The following is a 17,445-nucleotide window of genomic DNA, read 5'->3' as shown; positions in this document are numbered from 1 at the left end:
AGCAAAAAACTGGTTTTGATACATGTCAAAACCCTAAGAACAATAATGATATTAATATATATCATTATAACATTCAATCTTTTAGTTTGATCGGAAAAACTCACTTAATAGTTAATGAATAGTTATTTTTATCATGAACTTAAACTAAAAATTTGGATTTTTTCAGATCTACTAGTGAATTAACTTATAGTTTTTGTAATATTTTTTACTCAAACATACCGTTATGCGAAATTATTTAGACCTTGTATTTACAAATTTTAAAGTCATCTTCGTAAACATAATGGTATTAGAAATTTGACTGACAACTCAGGTACAAACTGAGATTAGATGAGGATTAAATCTGGCGGACAACAAAAGGTATTTTAGAATGCGCCTATGGAGAAATAGTTAGAATTACTTAAGCTAGACTGCAGTAGTTCAAAACAATAGTCCTAGCAAACTTTATTATTACAGTGTTCCCGATTTAATGTTAATACAAGCGTTCCTCATGCCTGATAAAAAAGGTTGCATAGCAGCCCTGCCAGCAATATCTTCACGGTACATGAGACCAAACTTTCGGGTAATCATAGGGGTCTCTACCTTCAGTTCAACCAACCCCCCATGCATGAAGGATTCACGCACCAAATGCCGAGGAAGAATACTAACAAAACCACCTTTTTTCAGAATAGAAGTGATTAAACCTAAGGAATTAGTGCGTAACAAATTGACCGGCGTTGCCATTCCTCGGGAAAGAAAAAACTGCTTAAACATTTCCATAGAATGCGGTTGATCAACAATTACCCAGCGAGCCTTCTCAAGATCTTTTAACTCACAGAGTTCTTTTTGTGCCAGAGGATGGTCTTTCTTGGTAACAAACACCGCGGTTAATTCGCCTAGGGGCTCAACAATAAGATAATCAGGCATTTCGACCGCTGGTAGATTCGTAATTAGGACATCCAAAGTACCCTCTACTAAATCGTTCAGCAGGCCCTCAAAAGTGCCAACCGTAATCTCCATGTTCAACTCTGATTGACTAGTAGCCAATTGCCAAATTACATCGTCTACTATGTGCTGCGCAAATAATGCTCCTACGCCCATTTTTAAATTACCCGTAATACCTTTGCCAAGCAAAGACACATCAGCTTTTATTGTGCTGATTTCCTTGAGTACCAAATTAGCATGACGATAGACTGTTTCACCCGCTTCTGTTGCCACTACTCCTCGAGGCAAACGTTTTAGTAACTCTACGCCGAGTTCATGCTCAAGATTTTGCAGGCTTCTAGTCAGCGCCGGTTGTGTTATGAATACAGACTCGGCGGCGCGTATCAAGGACTTTTCATCTATTGCGGCAACCAAATGGCGAAGTTGACGAATTTCCATTTTAAATTAACCTCTTGTAGTGCTGTTAAACCGTTTATAAGTAGTGCGTAAATTATTTGCGTATATCGTTAAAAAAGAGAAATTAGTAAAGTTGATGTTCAAAAAACACCCTGACTAAGAATATACATTAGCATATTGATATAATATACAGTCTTTTAATTTTTTTAAATATAATTCAAATATATATGACAGAGCTATACCTTATCTGCATGACAAAGAGTGTATATTTCATTATTTCAGAAAATCATAACGTGCGATATTAGGTAGAGTTGGGATAGCCTTGTTGCATAAGAGGTCGCTCGATACATGAGCAGATCCTTATTGTTAATAAATTATTCATTGAAGGAAGCTCACTTATGTCTAACGATATGATAAAACAAGCGTGGTGGTCTGTAGTTGGTCCAGAGGAAGGCGAATCAATCTGGCAGCCCCAGCCCTCAAATGGCTATGTCACATTAAAGCTCACAACAGAAACCATGCCCTATGATAATTTCACATCTGGGATTCAGGTTATGCCGCCAGGATGCCACGTACGTAAGCATGCTCACACTCATAATCACGAGCTCATTTTCGTGTATGAAGGCACTGGGCGTTGCCAAATTGAAGGTAAAACCTATGAATTATCGCCCGAAACAACCGTTTTGTTTGGTCGCTATGCTGAGCACACTATCGAAAACACAGGCGATACCGATTTACGCATGTTTTGGGTGTTTTTCCCGCCCGCCCTGGAGCACTTCTTCCGCGCTATTGGTAAACCTCGTCAGCCAAATGAAGTCGCACCTGAGCCGTTTCCTCGGCCACAAAGCGCTATAAATGTTATGCAGCAGCTTGGGATAATTCCCCCAAAACCCGATATAAAAACAAATAAGTAGTCGCGTAGAGGATACCCCATTACGAAAAACTATTTACAGCATCCCTTTCCTTTACCAGTGGAACTAAAATCACTATGCTTTTATTAAATAAAACCGCTGTTATGGAGAGTTTAAGTCACGCTCAATGTATAGATGCACTCAGCGATACCATGCAAAGCGTGTCTTGTGGCGATGTTATTATGCCACTTAGGCAGTTTATACAAATTCCAAATACTGCAGGCAAGTTTACTCTGATGCCTGGTTATGTGGGTAAACCTGCTAGTTTTGGTGTTAAAATTGTGAGTAGATTTCCTCGCGAAGCCAACAGCCCTTATGGCACACATGTGGGCGCGGTGATGATTTTTGACGCTGAGCATGGTATTCCACTGGCGATGTTGCATGGCGGCGAGCTAACGGCAATTAGAACCGCTGCCGCTAGTGGCCTCGCAACGCGTCAGTTGGCACGTGAGAACGCAGAAACTTTAACTTTACTGGGCTGCGGCGAAGAGGCGCAGCATCACCTAAAAGCCATGCTTGCGGTACGACCATTGAAAAAAATTATTGTGTGGGGTCGTTCAGTTGAGCGCGCGCAAGCTTTTGTTGACGCACAAAATTTACCTGATTCGATCCAAATACAGGTTGCAGAAGACGCTGAAACTGCGGTGACTGCCGCGGATATTGTATGCACGGTGACCTCTGCGACGAGTCCAATATTAAAGGGTGAATGGCTTACCCCTGGTACGCATGTCAATCTGGTTGGCGCGGCATTGCGCACTTCCGCTGAAGCCGATACTGAGGTGGTTAAACGCTCGCGTTTTTATATTGACTATCGCATATCCGCAATGGCTCAGGCTGGCGAGCTACTCAATGCTATTGAACAAGGCGCGATTACCCAAGAGCATATTATAGGTGAAATTGGTGAAGTGTTGGCAGGGCAAAAACCCGGTCGTCAATCAGCTACTGACATTACAGTTTACAAGTCATTAGGTGTTGCCGCACAGGATCTCGCCGCAGCCAGTTGCGCGTTAAATAACGCACTGCAACTCAATAAGGGAGTCAGCATTGATTGGTAGTAAGCTGAAATTTACGTTAACTAATAACCTAACTATAAAAACCTGACTTGGTAAATCATTTACCATCCGCTACTAAAGCTTGTTCATCTAAAAGCGCTTTGTAATGTCTTACTCCTGAAGCAACCACCCCTGCTCCACATAACAGCATTATTGGCAACACTGTGGCAAGAGAGTATCGAATTAGCATTGGATCTTGATAAACAATATCGGTCATCAAAGCAATGATTGTTGGCCCTACGGTGAAGCCAAACAGGTTGGCAAAAAGCAAATATATAGCGACTACCTGAGCACGCATTCTGTTCGGTGCAATCTGCGGTAATGTTGAGGTACCCGCGCCAAACGGCATCGCACCAAAAAACAGCACAGGACCTAAGAAAGCAAGAGAGTAGGCCGCTTCGCTTTGCAGTGGAAAGGCAATCGCGAATGGAATACACGCCAACGCCGCTCCAATCGACACTAAGAAATTAGAACCACCAACCCCCGCTCTGGTTAAAAAGCCACTAAACCAACCACCAAAAAGTACCCCACTGGTACTACAAAATGTAGTTAACAAACCCAGCGCGGTGCCAATTTCAGTTGGCGTCCAAGCAAAAGTACGAATAAAGAAAGAAGGCGTCCATGCGCCAATACCAAATTGCGCTGAGGCCATTAAAGTAAAGCCGACAAATATTGCTATATACACGCGACGGTTCTCACCAATATAAACAAAAACTTGTTTAAACGTAGTCTCAGCAGCGGTTTTACCAGCCACATTGATACGCGTCGGTTCTTTAACTAAGCGCATAAGCAGTAGTAGTAAAATACTAGGAAGTGACACCAGCATGAAAATTAGCTGCCAAGATTCTAATTCACCCAGTATGGGTAAGTTGACCACACCAAAGCTTTCTACAAGACTGATCACATAAGCACCAGCAAGTAACGCTACACCAGAACCTATAAAAGACGCACTCACAAACACACTGATTGCCAATGGCAAACGGTCTTTGCGAAAGTAATCACCAATAATGGAATAGCTAGACGGCGTCAAGGTTGCTTCACCAGCTCCTACAAATACACGGGCTAAAAATAACGTCCAAAAGCCGATGGCAAGACCGCAAGAAAAAGTGGCCAGAGTCCACGTTATAATACCAAAATTAATTAGCCTAGTGCGCTTGCCAGTATCAGCAAGCCTAGCAATGGGCAGCGCCAATACGGCATAAAAAATCGCGAACGAAAAGCCCTGTAACAGGCTTATTTCAGTGTCACTGATACTTAGGCTCGCTTTGATTGGTTCAACCAACAGATTAATTACTTGTCTATCGATATAGCTAACAATAGTCGCGAAACTCAGCACAACGACAACAAACCAAGCATAACCTTCACCCGGTTTCTTTATGGGAAGCATCGTATTTGGGGATGTGTCTAACGTATTTTGAGTCATGGTCAGCCTTTATGTGCAATCAAGCGATGCGCATCTTATTGTTATACCCTATCATTCGTTATGGGCAATTAGCGTTTACTATCTTCAATAATAAGATCGGCAGCTCTTTCGCCAATCATAATCGTAGCGGCATTAGTATTACCCGATATGGGCATTGGCATAATTGACGCATCAACGACGCGAAGTCGCTCAATTCCGCGTACGCGTAGACGTTCATCGACCACACCGTTGGGTCCCATTGCACAGGTCCCACATGGGTGATAGCCAAGAAATGTGGACGTGCGTAGATAGTCTGCCCATTCAACATCGCTATTGATATTTGAGCCTGGCAAGCGCTCACCAATCACGTCATTTGCTAATGCTGGACGTTCAAAAATGCTTCGTACAAATCGGCATGCATTTGTTAGGCGCCGTATATCTTCCTCTTCGGCCAACAGCTCATGTTCAATAATGGTGGGCGCATTCACAGAGGCTGAACTTAATTTTAATCGGCCCCTGGCGTTAGGATAATTCAGGGTCGCCACTACCGTTACCGCTGGCAGTTTATAGGGCACAACACCTTCAGGTGAAAAGGCAAATGCAAATGGCCCAAACATTAGCTGTATGTCTGGAGATTCTAATTCTGGAGAAGATTTTATAAAGGCTACTGAATGTGGATACGGACTCGTTAGTGGACCGCGGCGACGAAATAGCCAGTTGAGCGCATGAAAAGGGGCTCGCCAACTGCGCACCTCAACGTTGTAAGTGCGTGGTTTGACGTCCCAGCTCATATTGGCATTCGGATGATCCATCAGATTACTGCCAACACCTGGGGCATCAATTATCACCTCAATACCATGTTCTTTAAGATCCGCAGCTGGGCCTATGCCCGAAAGCATTAAGATCTTAGGTGATGCAAGTGCGCCGGCTGACAAAATAATCTCTTGTCCCGCGCGTACTTCTATTTCACTCTTGCCATGTCGGTAGACGACACCAACCGCACGCTTGCCTTCAATCACAATATTCTGGACTTCTGCGCGCGTTACGATGGTTAGATTGTCACGTTTATTAGATAAATACGCGCGTTTTGCACTCCAACGCATACCTGTTCGTTGAGTAACTTGCGGCGGTCCAACACCATCTTGTGCCTGACCGTTATAATCATCGTTATAAGTAAGCCCGGCTTCACAGGCTGCAGACTCAAAGCGCTCGCTCATAACATGCCGAGTGCGCAAGGGTTCTACATGAAGGGGGCCATTGCGACCCCGAATCTCTTCATCACCAAATTCAGTTGACTCCATTTTGCGAAAATATGGCAGCACTTCGGCGTAAGACCAACCCGGATTGCCATTGGCCGCCCAGTCGTCAAAATCACGTGGGTTACCGCGAACAAAGAGCATGCCATTGATGGATGAGGATCCCCCCATAACCTTTCCTGCGGGCCAAAGATCGACTAAGTTGCCACGCGAAGCATCCGGCTGTGCAAGGTGCGCCCAATCATAAGATTTGTTGCCAATGAGGCTCACAACACCAGCGGGAATATGGATTGCTGGATTCCAGTCAGTGCCGCCTGCTTCTAGCAGTAAAACAGTGTGTTTTTGATTTTCAGCGAGACGCGCGGCCAACGCACAGCCTGCAGAGCCCGCACCAACAACAATATAATCGTAATGTGACATTAGTAGCAGTGCTCTTGTAAATTAATAAAGCGGGTGGTTGCACTTATTTTGCAGTGCCATACATAAGTAAACTTCATTGTGCAACATCCAGCTAACATTTGCGTTGAATATTACTTTACACAGGAATGATAATCGCTACCAATTACAATTGAGTATTAACCTATGCATTTCAGGCTAATTCAAACAAAGCTCGAATTATCATCATACTAAGTAACTAAATCCATAGGTAGTATCGTGCAAAATTCATACGCTCTGTTTACAGTGCCATGCATCCTATCTATATAGTCTGCCTAAACATTCATTGGATATTATTGGTATAAGCCAATAATGTAGAGCGTACAAAGTAATTGTATTTTTGATAACTAAGGGGCGTAATTTTGGCCATGAACAAGAAACCACTTAACCCAGTTTCCCAAGCAGATATAGATACCTACCATCGCGATGGCGTTGTTTGCCTGCGTGGTGTACTTAATAGCGATTGGGTAGATGAACTGCTACCCGTAGCACGTCGATTAATTGTCGACAAAGAAGATTTTGGACTATTACCCACATTTCCGGGACGCAACTTGGCGCGCACGATTGAACAGTATCGCCGTCTCGTATTTGAATCACCAATAGCTCAGGTATGTGGGCAGTTGTTGGAGTCAAAAGAAATGCGCTTTTTCTTCGATGAAGTGTTTGCCAAACCACCACAGTCAGATGCTAAGACCATATGGCATAGTGATCATATGGGTTGGCCTGTTTCAGGAGAAATGGTGCCGTCGCTGTGGCTGCCTCTTACCCCTATTACAAAAGCTAATAGTCTCGAATGTATTGCTGGCTCACATAAGCAACATACGCCCTATTGGCTGTTTTCATCGAACGCGCGAAAAATGATAAAACCCGATGATCGAGTACCACATCCTGATTGCGAAAAGTTACGCAATGACGGTAAGACCGAGTTTCTGAGCTGGGACATGGATGCTGGCGACCTATTAGTGGTGCACCCACGGACCTTGCATTATTCTAGCGGCAATCCAACTGATGACTGGCGAGTGGCAATATCACTGCGCATGTTTGGCGATGATATTCGCTGGGCGCCTCGTCCAGACTGCGTTAACTTAGCAGGCGTGAGTTTTGACGAAATGTTAGAGGGCGAAAAACCCATGGGCTCGCATTTTCCGCTGCTATGGTCGCAAGATGGACAATGTGATACCGATGCGGATTATCCGCGTGAGTTTGCCACCCGTTGGCCGCGCCGCGACATGAAAGGTGTTAACGAATATGACACCTTCAAAACATTTAAAGAGAAAGAAGCGCAAGGCGATCTGGCTGCTAAGAATAATACCTAGGCGCGATATAATGAAAATTGTAAAAGTGACTTTTGTGAAAGGATTTTCAGCTTTTTACTTTGATGATCAAGCGGCGGTGAAAGCGGGAGCAACACAAGATGGATTCATCTATGAAGGCAAGCCAATCACAAGTGGATTTAGTTCTGTGCGTCAAGCTGGAGAATGTATTTCTGTGCTGCTGCATCTTGAAAATGGCCTTATAGCTAGGGGCGACTGTGTTGCCGTGCAGTATTCTGGCGCGAGCGGCAGAGACCCCGTTTTCATTGGCGACACTTATATTTCCTTTCTTAGAAACAACATTGCGCAGCTATTGCTTGGCCTATGTGTTGACAGATTTATACCTAACTCACGTTATTTCGATGAATTAATGGTTGATGGTAATCCCATGCATACGGCTATTCGCTATGGTATATCTCAGGCTTTACTAGATGCGACTGCATTAGCAAATGTGTGCTTGAAGGCAGAAGTCATCTGTTCAGAATATGCCTTGCCGGTCATCGCAGATAAAGTAAAGCTGTTTGCGCAAAGTGGCGACGATCGTTATGACTGTGTCGATAAAATGATATTAAAAAGAGTTGATGCCTTGCCCCACGCGCTGATTAATTCACTTAGCAAGATAGGCAAGGACGGTGAGGCGTTACTAAATTACGTAGATTGGTTGGTAAAGCGCATCGATTTGCACAAACCGGATGAGCACTATCGACCTGATCTGCACATTGATGTATATGGCATGATTGGTGACATTTTCAGTAATGAACCACAAAAAATTAGTGACTATATTGCACGTCTTCAAGATACAGCTGGCGATTATCAATTATATATTGAAGGACCCATCGACGCAGGTAACAAAGCTAAACAGATAGAAATGCTGAGAACCATCAAGACCTCACTGGCATCGCTAGGCTCTCGCGCAAAAATTGTTGCAGACGAATGGTGCAACACTTATCAAGACGTGATTGACTTTGTCGATGCCGATTGTTGTCATATGGTGCAAATTAAAACGCCCGATCTTGGCGCTGTGCACAACACAGTAGAGGCCGTTTTGTATAGCCGTAAACACGGCATCGAAGCCTATCAAGGAGGTACCTGTAATGAAACCGATATTTCAGCACAGGTATGTACCCATCTTGCTCTGGCATCTAGACCTGATTTAATGTTAGTTAAACCCGGAATGGGTTTTGACGAAGGTATGACCATTGTCGGTAATGAGATGGCGCGCACTATTCAAGTCTTGAAGGACAAGCAACCACAGTTACATACTAATTATGCTGTTGGGTAGGTGTTATGAATTCAAATAATGATAGTAAAGCGCCTAAGCCTTTTGCTGGTTTATTAGTGGTGTCGATAGAGCAAGCAGTTGCTGCACCCCTCTGTTCTTGCCATTTGGCCCAAGGCGGTGCGCGGGTAATTAAAGTAGAGCGCGAAGAAGGTGATTTTGCGCGCAATTACGACAAATCTGTTAAAGGCGAATCTGCCTACTTTGTGTGGGCGAATCATGGCAAAGAGTCGCTTAAACTCAATTTCAAAAATAAAGACGACGCCGAGTTGCTGCATCGCTTACTCAGCCAAGCAGACATTTTTATTCAAAATTTAGCCCCAGGCGCATTAGAACGCTCAGGACTTAGCTCAGGCAGCCTGCGAGAAAAATACCCGCAGCTTATTACGTGCGATATTAGCGGCTATGGCACGCAGGGCGACTATCGTAATATGAAAGCCTATGATTTTCTGGTGCAGTGCGAAAGCGGTTTAGTATCAATTAACGGCTCGCCCGAGGGCTATGGCAGAATTGGCGTTTCGGTGTGTGATATTGGCGCTGGCATGAATGCAGTAATTGGTATTCAAAATGCATTATTGGTGAGAGCCCAAACGGGCAAAGGATCGAGTGTTCTCGTATCGCTGTTTAGTACCGCGGCTGACTGGATGTCTGTACCCTACTTGCAATCTGTATATGGCGCAGGAGCACCTAAGCGTTCAGGTTTGCATCATCCGAGTATTGCGCCCTATGGTGGTTATACTACAAGTGATAATGAAATCGTGGTTATTTCTATTCAGAATGAACGCGAGTGGACTCGGTTTTGCGAGCTAGTATTACACAATAAAGGACTTTCTAATGCGCCTGAGTACAAAAATGTAGCAGTACGCGTCGACAATCGTGCAGATTTAGATCGACACATCAATACCGTGTTTTGTGCTCACACTCGCGATGAAATGGTGGCGCGTTTACAAATTGCGTCAATCGCTTTTGGCGCCTTGAACTCAGTGGAGGATTTTTCAGTGCATCCACAACTCAAACGCCGCGAGGTAACTTTACAGTCAGGGAAAACCGCGCAAATAATTGCACCGCCGATTGAACATAGTTATGAACTTGAGTCCGCTACTTTTGGCCGTGTGCCGAGTGTTGGAGAGCATTCTGATGCGATCAGGGCTGAATTCGCTATGCCGCTAGAGCAGCCCGTGATTAAGCCCATCACTAGGCCCTAAAAGCAAAAGGTGGTAAAAAATGTCATTTACAAAACACAACATATACAAGCCCGCTAGCAAAAAGCAAATTTTACACACGATCATGCACTGGCGATCGCTGTTGTTTGTGCCTGCGCATGAAGAGCGGTTCATAAATTCTTGCATAAATAAAGGCGCTAGTGCCATTGCACTTGACTTAGAAGATAGCGTTCCTAAAAATAAAAAACAACATGCGCGGCAAAACTACCCGCTTTATGTTGCCTTACTGCGCAGCGCAAACTGTGAGGTTTGTGTCAGAATAAATAGCGATTTACGTGCTTGCGTCGCCGATTTAGAAGTCGTGGTGATAACCGGTACCGCCGCAATTGTAGTGCCCAAAGTTATTGGTATCGACCAATTAATATTAATCGACGAGCTTATTCTTAAATTAGAACAGGAGCGCAACTTGCCAGAAAATGGGATTGCCTTGATTGCCATGGTTGAATCTGCTCAAGCATTGCAAAAATCATCACAGTGGGGCGAGGGTTGTAGCCGACTGGCGGCACTGTTTTTCGGCACTGAAGATTTTTGTCTTGATACTGGCATGCAAGCAAGCCCGGAAAATCTGTTTTATCCCGCTCAGCAATTAGTCCTTGCAGCTAAATCGATCGGTGTTTTAGCTTTCGGCTTTCCTGCAAGCATTGCCGACTACTCCAATCTATCGATGTTACGAGCATCTATTTCTAGTGGCAAATCTATGGGGTTTGACGGTGTTTTTTGTATTCACCCTAAGCAAGTTGACATTGTAAATGAGGTCTATCAGCCAATATCTGCAGAAATTGATCAAGCCGGCTTGATTGTAAAAGCATATGAGCTTGGCCAGAGCCAAGGTAAAGGCGCCGTTGAAGTGGCAGGAAAAATGATCGACGCACCCGTCTATCATCGTGCAAAAAAATTATTATCTGAGGCATTTATCCATGGATCACGCAAAGGCTCTTAGAGCCATTTTAGCCAATAACGTTGTTATAAAAGTCCCTGGTATATACGACGGGCTATCCACCGTATTAGTAGAAAAAGCAGGCTTTCCTGCGGCTTTTTTATCGGGCGGTAGCTTGTCATTTTCACGTTTCGGTCGGCCCGACATGGGCTTAGTTACCGCGACGGAAGTCGCAGATACTGTCGCAGTTATTCGCGAACGTTCTACTATTCCGTTAATAGTCGATATGGACACAGGTTTTGGTAACGCACTGAATGTGCGTCGTACAGTCGAAACCTTTGAGCGCGCGGGTGCATCGGCCCTGCAAATGGAAGATCAGCTTGCGCCCAAGCGTTGTGGTCATATGGCTGGCAAACAAGTTATTAGTGCTAGTGAGATGGTAGGTAAAATAAAAGCTGCACTGGATGCTCGCAACAATAACGATACCCTTATCGTGGCGCGCACCGACGCACTAGGTATCAATGGTTTTGATGATGCCATGGAACGCGCTCACAAATATGTAGAGGCTGGTTGCGACGTACTATTTATTGAAGCTGTGGCATCGGTCGAACAAATGAAAATTATTGGAAACACTTTTGCTGACAAAATACCGTTGATGCATAACCTCGTAGAGGGCGGAGGTTCTCCTGTTGCAGGGGCGAGTGAATTAGCGGATTTACGCTACAAAATTGCACTTTATCCAGTCGCTTTGCTGCATTTATTTGTCAAGCAAGCCCCGGCATTGTTACAACACATTTTACAAGAAGGTAGCACCACCGCTTGGCAGCAAAAAATGGTTGAATTGAAAGACATGAATACATTACTTGGTAGCGATGACTTGCTTGATGCTGCCAGCAAATACGCTGCTCAATAACCTGTCTATTTATATAATTCCAACCAGGACGTCACTGACATTAGCGAGTATTTGTTAGTTGCAAGAACGTTTACAAAGCGCTCAAAGCAAAAAACCAATCATATTTTAAGAGGCTTTACATGAGACTTTATCAGGAAGAATATCAACAATCCGTTGAGGATGTTGAGTCGTTTTGGCAACGGAAATCTAAAGATATCGATTGGTTCAAACAGCCTGAGTCGATATTGAGCCGAGATGATAATGGCATACATCGTTGGTTTGCAGACGGTGAATTAAATACTTGCCATTTAGCCTTAGATTTTCATGTGGCTAATGGAAGAGCTGATGTTGCTGCGTTAATTTATGACTCTCCGCTGGCCGAAACTTTTACGCAGTTTACTTATGCTGAAATGCTGGCTGAAGTCGAAAAGCTTGCTGGCGCAATTAAAGCCTTGGGTGTGGGGAAAGGCGATACGGTTTTAATCTATATGCCAATGATCCCCCAAGCGGTTTTTGCAATGTTAGCTTGCGCGCGTTTAGGTGCAATTCACTCAGTGGTATTTGGTGGTTTTGCGGCAAACGAGCTTGCGGTTAGAATTGACGACACAGAGCCAAAAATAATATTAGCGGCATCGTGTGGATTAGAACCTAACAAAGTAATTGAGTATAAACCAATGCTAGATGACGCGCTACGTATCTCTCAATTTCAACCAAAGCATTGTGTTATTTTTCAGCGCGCGCAAGGATTGGCTTTACTCAGTGCTAAAAGAGACCTTGATTGGCAAGATCTCGTGTTTAATGCCAAACCGACTGCCTGTGTGCCGGTGAAAGCCACCGACCCTTTATATATATTATACACCTCAGGGACAACAGGCGCTCCAAAAGGCATTATCCGTGACAACGGTGGCCATGCGGTTGCGCTCAAATATAGCATGCAAGCAATTTACAATATGCAGGCTGGCGATGTCTTCTTGGCTGCCTCAGACGTAGGTTGGGTAGTTGGCCATTCCTATATAGTTTACGCGCCATTAATACATGGCTGCACAACAATATTGTATGAAGGAAAGCCGGTAGGTACGCCAAATACAGGAGCATTTTGGCGAGTAATAGAAGCATATAAAGTGAAGGCCATTTTTGCAGCACCAACTGCTTTTCGCGCAATCAGAAAACAAGACCCAAACGCAGAGTTAGCCAAAGTTCATGACCTATCGAGTTTACAAACAATATTTGTTGCGGGTGAAAGACTCGATCCGCCAACCTATTATTGGCTAAACGAAAAGTTCAAAATACCTATTGTAGATCACTGGTGGCAAACAGAGACAGGTTGGGCTATCGCAGCTAACATGACAGGAATCGAGTTACTCCCCACCAAGCCGGGCTCGTCATGTGTGCCTACACCTGGGTTTAACGTCGAGATTTTAGATGATAAAGGTAAACAATTGCCTATTGGAGAGCAAGGTAACATTGCTATTAAGCTGCCACTACCACCTGGTTGTACACCGGGGATTTGGAGGGGATTTAAGCGCTTTAAAGAGCTATATTTAACCCAGTTTAAGAACTATTATTTATCTGGTGATGCCGGTTATTTCGATGATGAGGGCTACTTATTTGTTATGGGTCGTGTTGATGATGTAATAAACGTTGCTGGACATCGTTTGTCTACGGGACGAATTGAAGAAATCGTAGGCTCACACAGTGCGATAGCAGAATGCGCAGTGGTGGGTGTTGAAGACAGTTTAAAGGGACAAGTACCTACGGGCTTTGCAATTTTAAAAGACGGCGTTAGTATATCCGCAGCTGACTTGAACAATGAAGTAGTGTCACTGGTTAGAAAGGAAATAGGTGCCATTGCATGCTTCAAGCATCTGCACGTGGTGTCTCGCCTGCCAAAAACACGCTCGGGTAAAATACTGCGCAAAGTGATTCGTCAAGTAGCTCAAGGTGAGTCGTATGCGGTGCCCTCAACGATTGATGATCCTGCCAGCCTAGATGACTTTATTATTATGTTTTTGTAGCGCTTCATATCATGCGACTTATGTCTCACTTTGCGTTAAAAACGTGACCACAGCTTGATTGTATTCTTGTGAAACCGTCATAGGTGCAAAGTGACCACCATGTTGCAACATTTTTAAAGTCGTGTTGGGTATTTTATCCGCCAGTTCCTCAGTAAAACTAAACGGCGTTATCTGATCATCTTTAGCACCCATAGCGAGTGTGTCATGTGAAATCTTGTGAACGCTAGTACGTAAGTCATGAGACTGCACCGCTGCCAATCTACTCAATTCAACCTCTAGCCCAGGAAATGCCTTAATTCGGTCTTCTAAAAATGATCGTGGCGATTTAATTTGTTCACTTAAATACCACGATGGAGTAGCCAAATAAGTACCCATAGTGATGTAGGCAGCGGGACCACAATTTATCAGCACTTGGCGCCTCGCATTGAATAACTGCAGTAAGTAAGGGTCTGGCCCAGCCCAACTGCTGCTAAGTATCAATTTATCTATTCGTTCTGGCGCCTTTAACGCAATGTGCTGACCAATTGCACCCCCGGTAGAATGACCCAATAGATGCGCTTTTTCGATATCCAGTGCATCCATCAGCTCAATTAGATCATCAGCCATATGCTCTGCGCCCAGTATTACTTTGTTTGCTGTGCTGCGCCCAACCCCTCTATGGTCATGTAAGATAACTCGAAAATGCTGAGATAAAAACGGCACCTGTTTCATCCAAAACTCATGGCGTCCGCCCAAGCCTGCTACTAAAAGAAGATTCGGTCCTTCACCGTGTATTTCTGTATATATTTCTACATCATCAACTGGCACTAAGGGCATGATTAATCCTTCGTTTATTGTTTATCAACGGGTTAAAGTGGAACTTAGTATTCGAACAAGGTTCCTTATTTCAATACTTTAGCAGAGCATTACAGCTGATTCTATTGCATAGGTGTGCCTAAGCTATGAGGGAAAATCATAGGAAGCGATTTGACAAATAAAGTGACTCGAAGGTTGAAGGCTAGTGCGGCAAAGGAGAGTTAATGTAAAGACGATAGTCATCAGACAGAAATATTTGTAGGGAATGCGCTCCCGCTCTGTTATTCGCCAGAGCGGCGCGGCAGCATAAAACTAATTATAGCTTGGGTGGCTGAGGGTTTTCTTCGTATTTTGCCCAATCAGGACTAACAAAATGTTCGTCTATTAGAGTACGTTTCCACAAGCGACCACCTCTAAACCATTGCCACACTCTTGATCTGAATTTACGACAATCGCTGTGTTGAATCATTTCGTAAAGGTAAAGATCCGGTTCATTGTGGCGTGTCCAATTTAACATCACAGTGCGGTTGTAAGTATCTAATGGCACTTCAGCAGCCCAGCCGTCGATGTGGGTAAAAAAGACTAACTTATTATTTTCGATTCGAGTGGGGAAGTCTTTAATTTCGACCGTACCGTCAGGCCAAAAGTATTGATTAGTTTGATGATAATTATGCTCGTCAAGAAAACGACAAAGTAATCGAGAGGTATGCTCGTCAATTTTGTCTCCATCTGCATCATAGTGACGATACCAACCTTCCCAAACTCCATCACTGCTTGAAATAATTGGCATTGTTTCTTTTAGTGACATGTAATAACTCCCATAGTTAAGTGAGGTCTTTGCTTATGTTTCCTTGTGACACGCACAAAAAAAGCGATTGTAAAAACCAAATGAGATAATGTTATAACATTAATATTTTAATCATACAAGCTATTACAATTGTAGGGACAGTTTTACGCGACTAGTCTGCGCCTAGCACCATTTTGTAGGTAAATAGTTTAGGATTATATAAGCCATATAAAATATCAACCAGTTCCCCACTAGAGTCGAATGATTGGCGTTTAAGCGATAGCAGAGCGGTATTAATATTAACTTGCAACTGCGACGCAACCAACGAATTGGCATTTTCTGCAGCTAAGGTTTGTTCAACTTTAACAATTTTTATACCGTTTTCTTTAAGAATATCGAGACGGGTTTTCTTTTCGATGTTTTTCTTGGTTAAGCCTTTTGCTTGCGGTAATGTCCAGCTCACATAATAAGCATACGGTTGACCGTTTTCATTACTTCTTACACGTATCACCTTCACAGCTTTTTCATCTTTGCCAAGATTGAGCTCTTCACGAACCGCCGCCGGGGGAACCAGTTTTTCAATGGCTAAGACTACAACTTTGCTGTGTTTACCCATTTCTGCTAGATTTTCGAGCATGCCAACTAGTGGAGCTTTCACTGGTTCATGAACATATTGATAAGTAACATGTGAACCTTTGCCGCGACGCCGAGCAATCAACTTTTCAGCAGCGAGGTCATCCATTGCTCGTTTGACGGTAATACGTGATACAGCGAAGGCATCAGACAATTGCAGTTCAGTCGGCATTTGTTCCCCATACCGTGCACTGCCATTGATAATGGTATTTTTAAGTAGCAAATACAGTTGATGATAAAGTGGCTCTTTTGAAGAGGAGTCGCTAACCACTTCCCACTCAGATTTTAAAGATGCTAATAACGGATACATTTCTTTCATATGGTACTTACATGCCTTTTTAACTGACTTTAGTGAAGCATTATTTCGAATACAAGCAACAACAATAGATAAATACTACTAATAAGGTCATTAGTCGAATATTTGTAATCAGTTTGTTAATGTAGAACTCGTCATAAATACTTTACATTATATTGTTATGTTGATATACCTTTAATAATAATTTTTCATGCTCGTGACAAACAAATACAGTGTAGCGGTGTTCATTCACCTGTCTAGTTAAATTTTATTGAGGATAATGTGCAAACATCTAATAAAACTGCCAAACAAATCTATCTGGATTTAAAAAATAAGCCAACACGCAAGCGTTTTGGCTTTGGTCGAAAGGCGGCGTTAATAAATATAGACCCACAAAAAGCCTATACGCGCACCGATCTGTTTGACACAGCTTATGAAACAGATCCAAACCAGTTAGTCTATATAAATAGTCTTTCAGAACGATTTCGAAAACTAGCTTGGCCCGTAGTATGGACTCACGTAGCCTATATGGACTCGGCTGAAGATGCCGGCATATGGGGTACTAGAACGGATACTCCTGACAGTCTACAAAACATAAAATTTGACTCGCAGCGCAGCGAATTCGACGACCGCCTCGATATTGATCATAACAAAGACGTGGTCTATTTGAAAAAAATGCCGTCTGCTTTTTTTGAAACCCCCTTACAGTCGTTGCTAGTATGGCATCAAGTTGATACGCTTATTCTAACCGGTGGCTCAACCTCAGGGTGTATTCGGGCTACCGGCGTAGACTCGCTGTCTCGCGGTTATCGAACAATAGTGGCTGAGGAATGTGTTGCAGATAAACACGAAAGTTATCACTACGCCAACCTAACCGATTTATCATTAAAGTATTGCGATGTTTTGGACACTGACGAGGTCATACAATGGCTAGACAAACAGTTAGCGATTCGGGAATAAGTT

The 17,445-nt window shown here is 43.6% G+C and carries 15 protein-coding genes; 9 read left to right on the top strand and 6 right to left on the bottom strand.

What is annotated here, in order from left to right; translation table 11 throughout:
* Positions 1–447: 447 nt before the first annotated feature.
* Positions 448–1,359, bottom strand: coding sequence for a LysR family transcriptional regulator (locus tag CXF81_RS12400; protein WP_101181661.1), 912 nt, complete (start codon positions 1,357–1,359; stop codon positions 448–450).
* 356 nt (positions 1,360–1,715) lie between these two features.
* Between CXF81_RS12400 and CXF81_RS12395 the strand changes: the two genes are divergently transcribed.
* Both CXF81_RS12395 and CXF81_RS12390 read left to right on the top strand, forming a co-directional pair.
* A complete protein-coding gene (locus CXF81_RS12395; protein ID WP_101181660.1) occupies positions 1,716–2,231 on the top strand; it encodes a cupin domain-containing protein in 516 nt (171 codons plus the stop codon).
* Between the two features lie 74 nt (positions 2,232–2,305).
* Complete coding sequence (locus CXF81_RS12390) at positions 2,306–3,283, top strand: ornithine cyclodeaminase family protein (protein ID WP_101181659.1); 978 nt, start codon at positions 2,306–2,308, stop codon at positions 3,281–3,283.
* A 55-nt stretch (positions 3,284–3,338) separates the two neighbouring features.
* On the opposite strand, the gene CXF81_RS12385 is transcribed toward CXF81_RS12390, so the two are convergent.
* Both CXF81_RS12385 and CXF81_RS12380 read right to left on the bottom strand, forming a co-directional pair.
* Entirely contained in the window at positions 3,339–4,703 is a 1,365-nt protein-coding gene (locus CXF81_RS12385) for an MFS transporter (RefSeq protein WP_101181658.1), read from the bottom strand.
* Between the two features lie 68 nt (positions 4,704–4,771).
* The gene (locus CXF81_RS12380; RefSeq protein ID WP_101181657.1) at positions 4,772–6,358 is read right to left on the bottom strand and encodes a GMC family oxidoreductase; all 1,587 of its coding nucleotides are present in this window, start codon (positions 6,356–6,358) and stop codon (positions 4,772–4,774) included.
* A gap of 383 nt (positions 6,359–6,741) precedes the next feature.
* Here CXF81_RS12380 and CXF81_RS12375 point away from each other — a divergent pair, with 383 nt between their 5' ends.
* The 6 genes from CXF81_RS12375 (at position 6,742) to CXF81_RS12350 (ending at position 13,972) form a co-directional block, all read left to right on the top strand.
* On the top strand, positions 6,742–7,689 hold the full coding sequence (locus tag CXF81_RS12375) for a phytanoyl-CoA dioxygenase family protein (RefSeq protein ID WP_101181656.1): 948 nt from the start codon (positions 6,742–6,744) through the stop codon (positions 7,687–7,689).
* 10 nt (positions 7,690–7,699) lie between these two features.
* Positions 7,700–8,968: a methylaspartate ammonia-lyase gene (locus tag CXF81_RS12370; protein WP_101181655.1), complete on the top strand. Its 1,269-nt coding sequence runs from the start codon at positions 7,700–7,702 to the stop codon at positions 8,966–8,968.
* A 5-nt stretch (positions 8,969–8,973) separates the two neighbouring features.
* Positions 8,974–10,170, top strand: coding sequence for a CaiB/BaiF CoA-transferase family protein (locus CXF81_RS12365; RefSeq protein ID WP_101181654.1), 1,197 nt, complete (start codon positions 8,974–8,976; stop codon positions 10,168–10,170).
* 19 nt (positions 10,171–10,189) lie between these two features.
* A complete protein-coding gene (locus CXF81_RS12360) occupies positions 10,190–11,128 on the top strand; it encodes a CoA ester lyase (protein ID WP_101181653.1) in 939 nt (312 codons plus the stop codon).
* Positions 11,106–11,978 carry an oxaloacetate decarboxylase gene (locus CXF81_RS12355; RefSeq protein ID WP_101181652.1) on the top strand — a complete coding sequence of 291 codons (873 nt, stop codon included), beginning with the start codon at positions 11,106–11,108 and terminating at the stop codon, positions 11,976–11,978. The genes CXF81_RS12360 and CXF81_RS12355 overlap by 23 nt, the downstream gene beginning before the upstream one ends.
* A gap of 119 nt (positions 11,979–12,097) precedes the next feature.
* Entirely contained in the window at positions 12,098–13,972 is a 1,875-nt protein-coding gene (locus CXF81_RS12350) for a propionyl-CoA synthetase (RefSeq protein ID WP_101181651.1), read from the top strand.
* An 18-nt stretch (positions 13,973–13,990) separates the two neighbouring features.
* On the opposite strand, the gene CXF81_RS12345 is transcribed toward CXF81_RS12350, so the two are convergent.
* The 3 genes from CXF81_RS12345 to CXF81_RS12335 all read right to left on the bottom strand — a co-directional run bounded on the left by CXF81_RS12345 (position 13,991) and on the right by CXF81_RS12335 (position 16,506).
* Positions 13,991–14,788, bottom strand: coding sequence for an alpha/beta fold hydrolase (locus CXF81_RS12345; protein WP_101181650.1), 798 nt, complete (start codon positions 14,786–14,788; stop codon positions 13,991–13,993).
* 295 nt (positions 14,789–15,083) lie between these two features.
* On the bottom strand, positions 15,084–15,575 hold the full coding sequence (locus CXF81_RS12340) for a DUF3598 domain-containing protein (protein WP_101181649.1): 492 nt from the start codon (positions 15,573–15,575) through the stop codon (positions 15,084–15,086).
* Between the two features lie 151 nt (positions 15,576–15,726).
* Positions 15,727–16,506, bottom strand: a complete 780-nt coding sequence (locus tag CXF81_RS12335; RefSeq protein ID WP_101181648.1) for a GntR family transcriptional regulator — start codon at positions 16,504–16,506, stop codon at positions 15,727–15,729.
* Positions 16,507–16,764: 258 nt separating this feature from the next.
* On the opposite strand from CXF81_RS12335, the gene CXF81_RS12330 reads away from it, so the two are divergent.
* On the top strand, positions 16,765–17,442 hold the full coding sequence (locus CXF81_RS12330; RefSeq protein ID WP_101181647.1) for an isochorismatase family protein: 678 nt from the start codon (positions 16,765–16,767) through the stop codon (positions 17,440–17,442).
* The last annotated feature ends 3 nt before the right edge of the window (positions 17,443–17,445 follow it).

The sequence above is a fragment of the Glaciecola sp. 33A genome (assembly GCF_002836745.1).
GTDB lineage: Bacteria > Pseudomonadota > Gammaproteobacteria > Enterobacterales > Alteromonadaceae > Glaciecola.
Note: the sequence above shows the minus strand (reverse complement) of the source record. Positions and strands in the feature narration are given on the sequence as shown.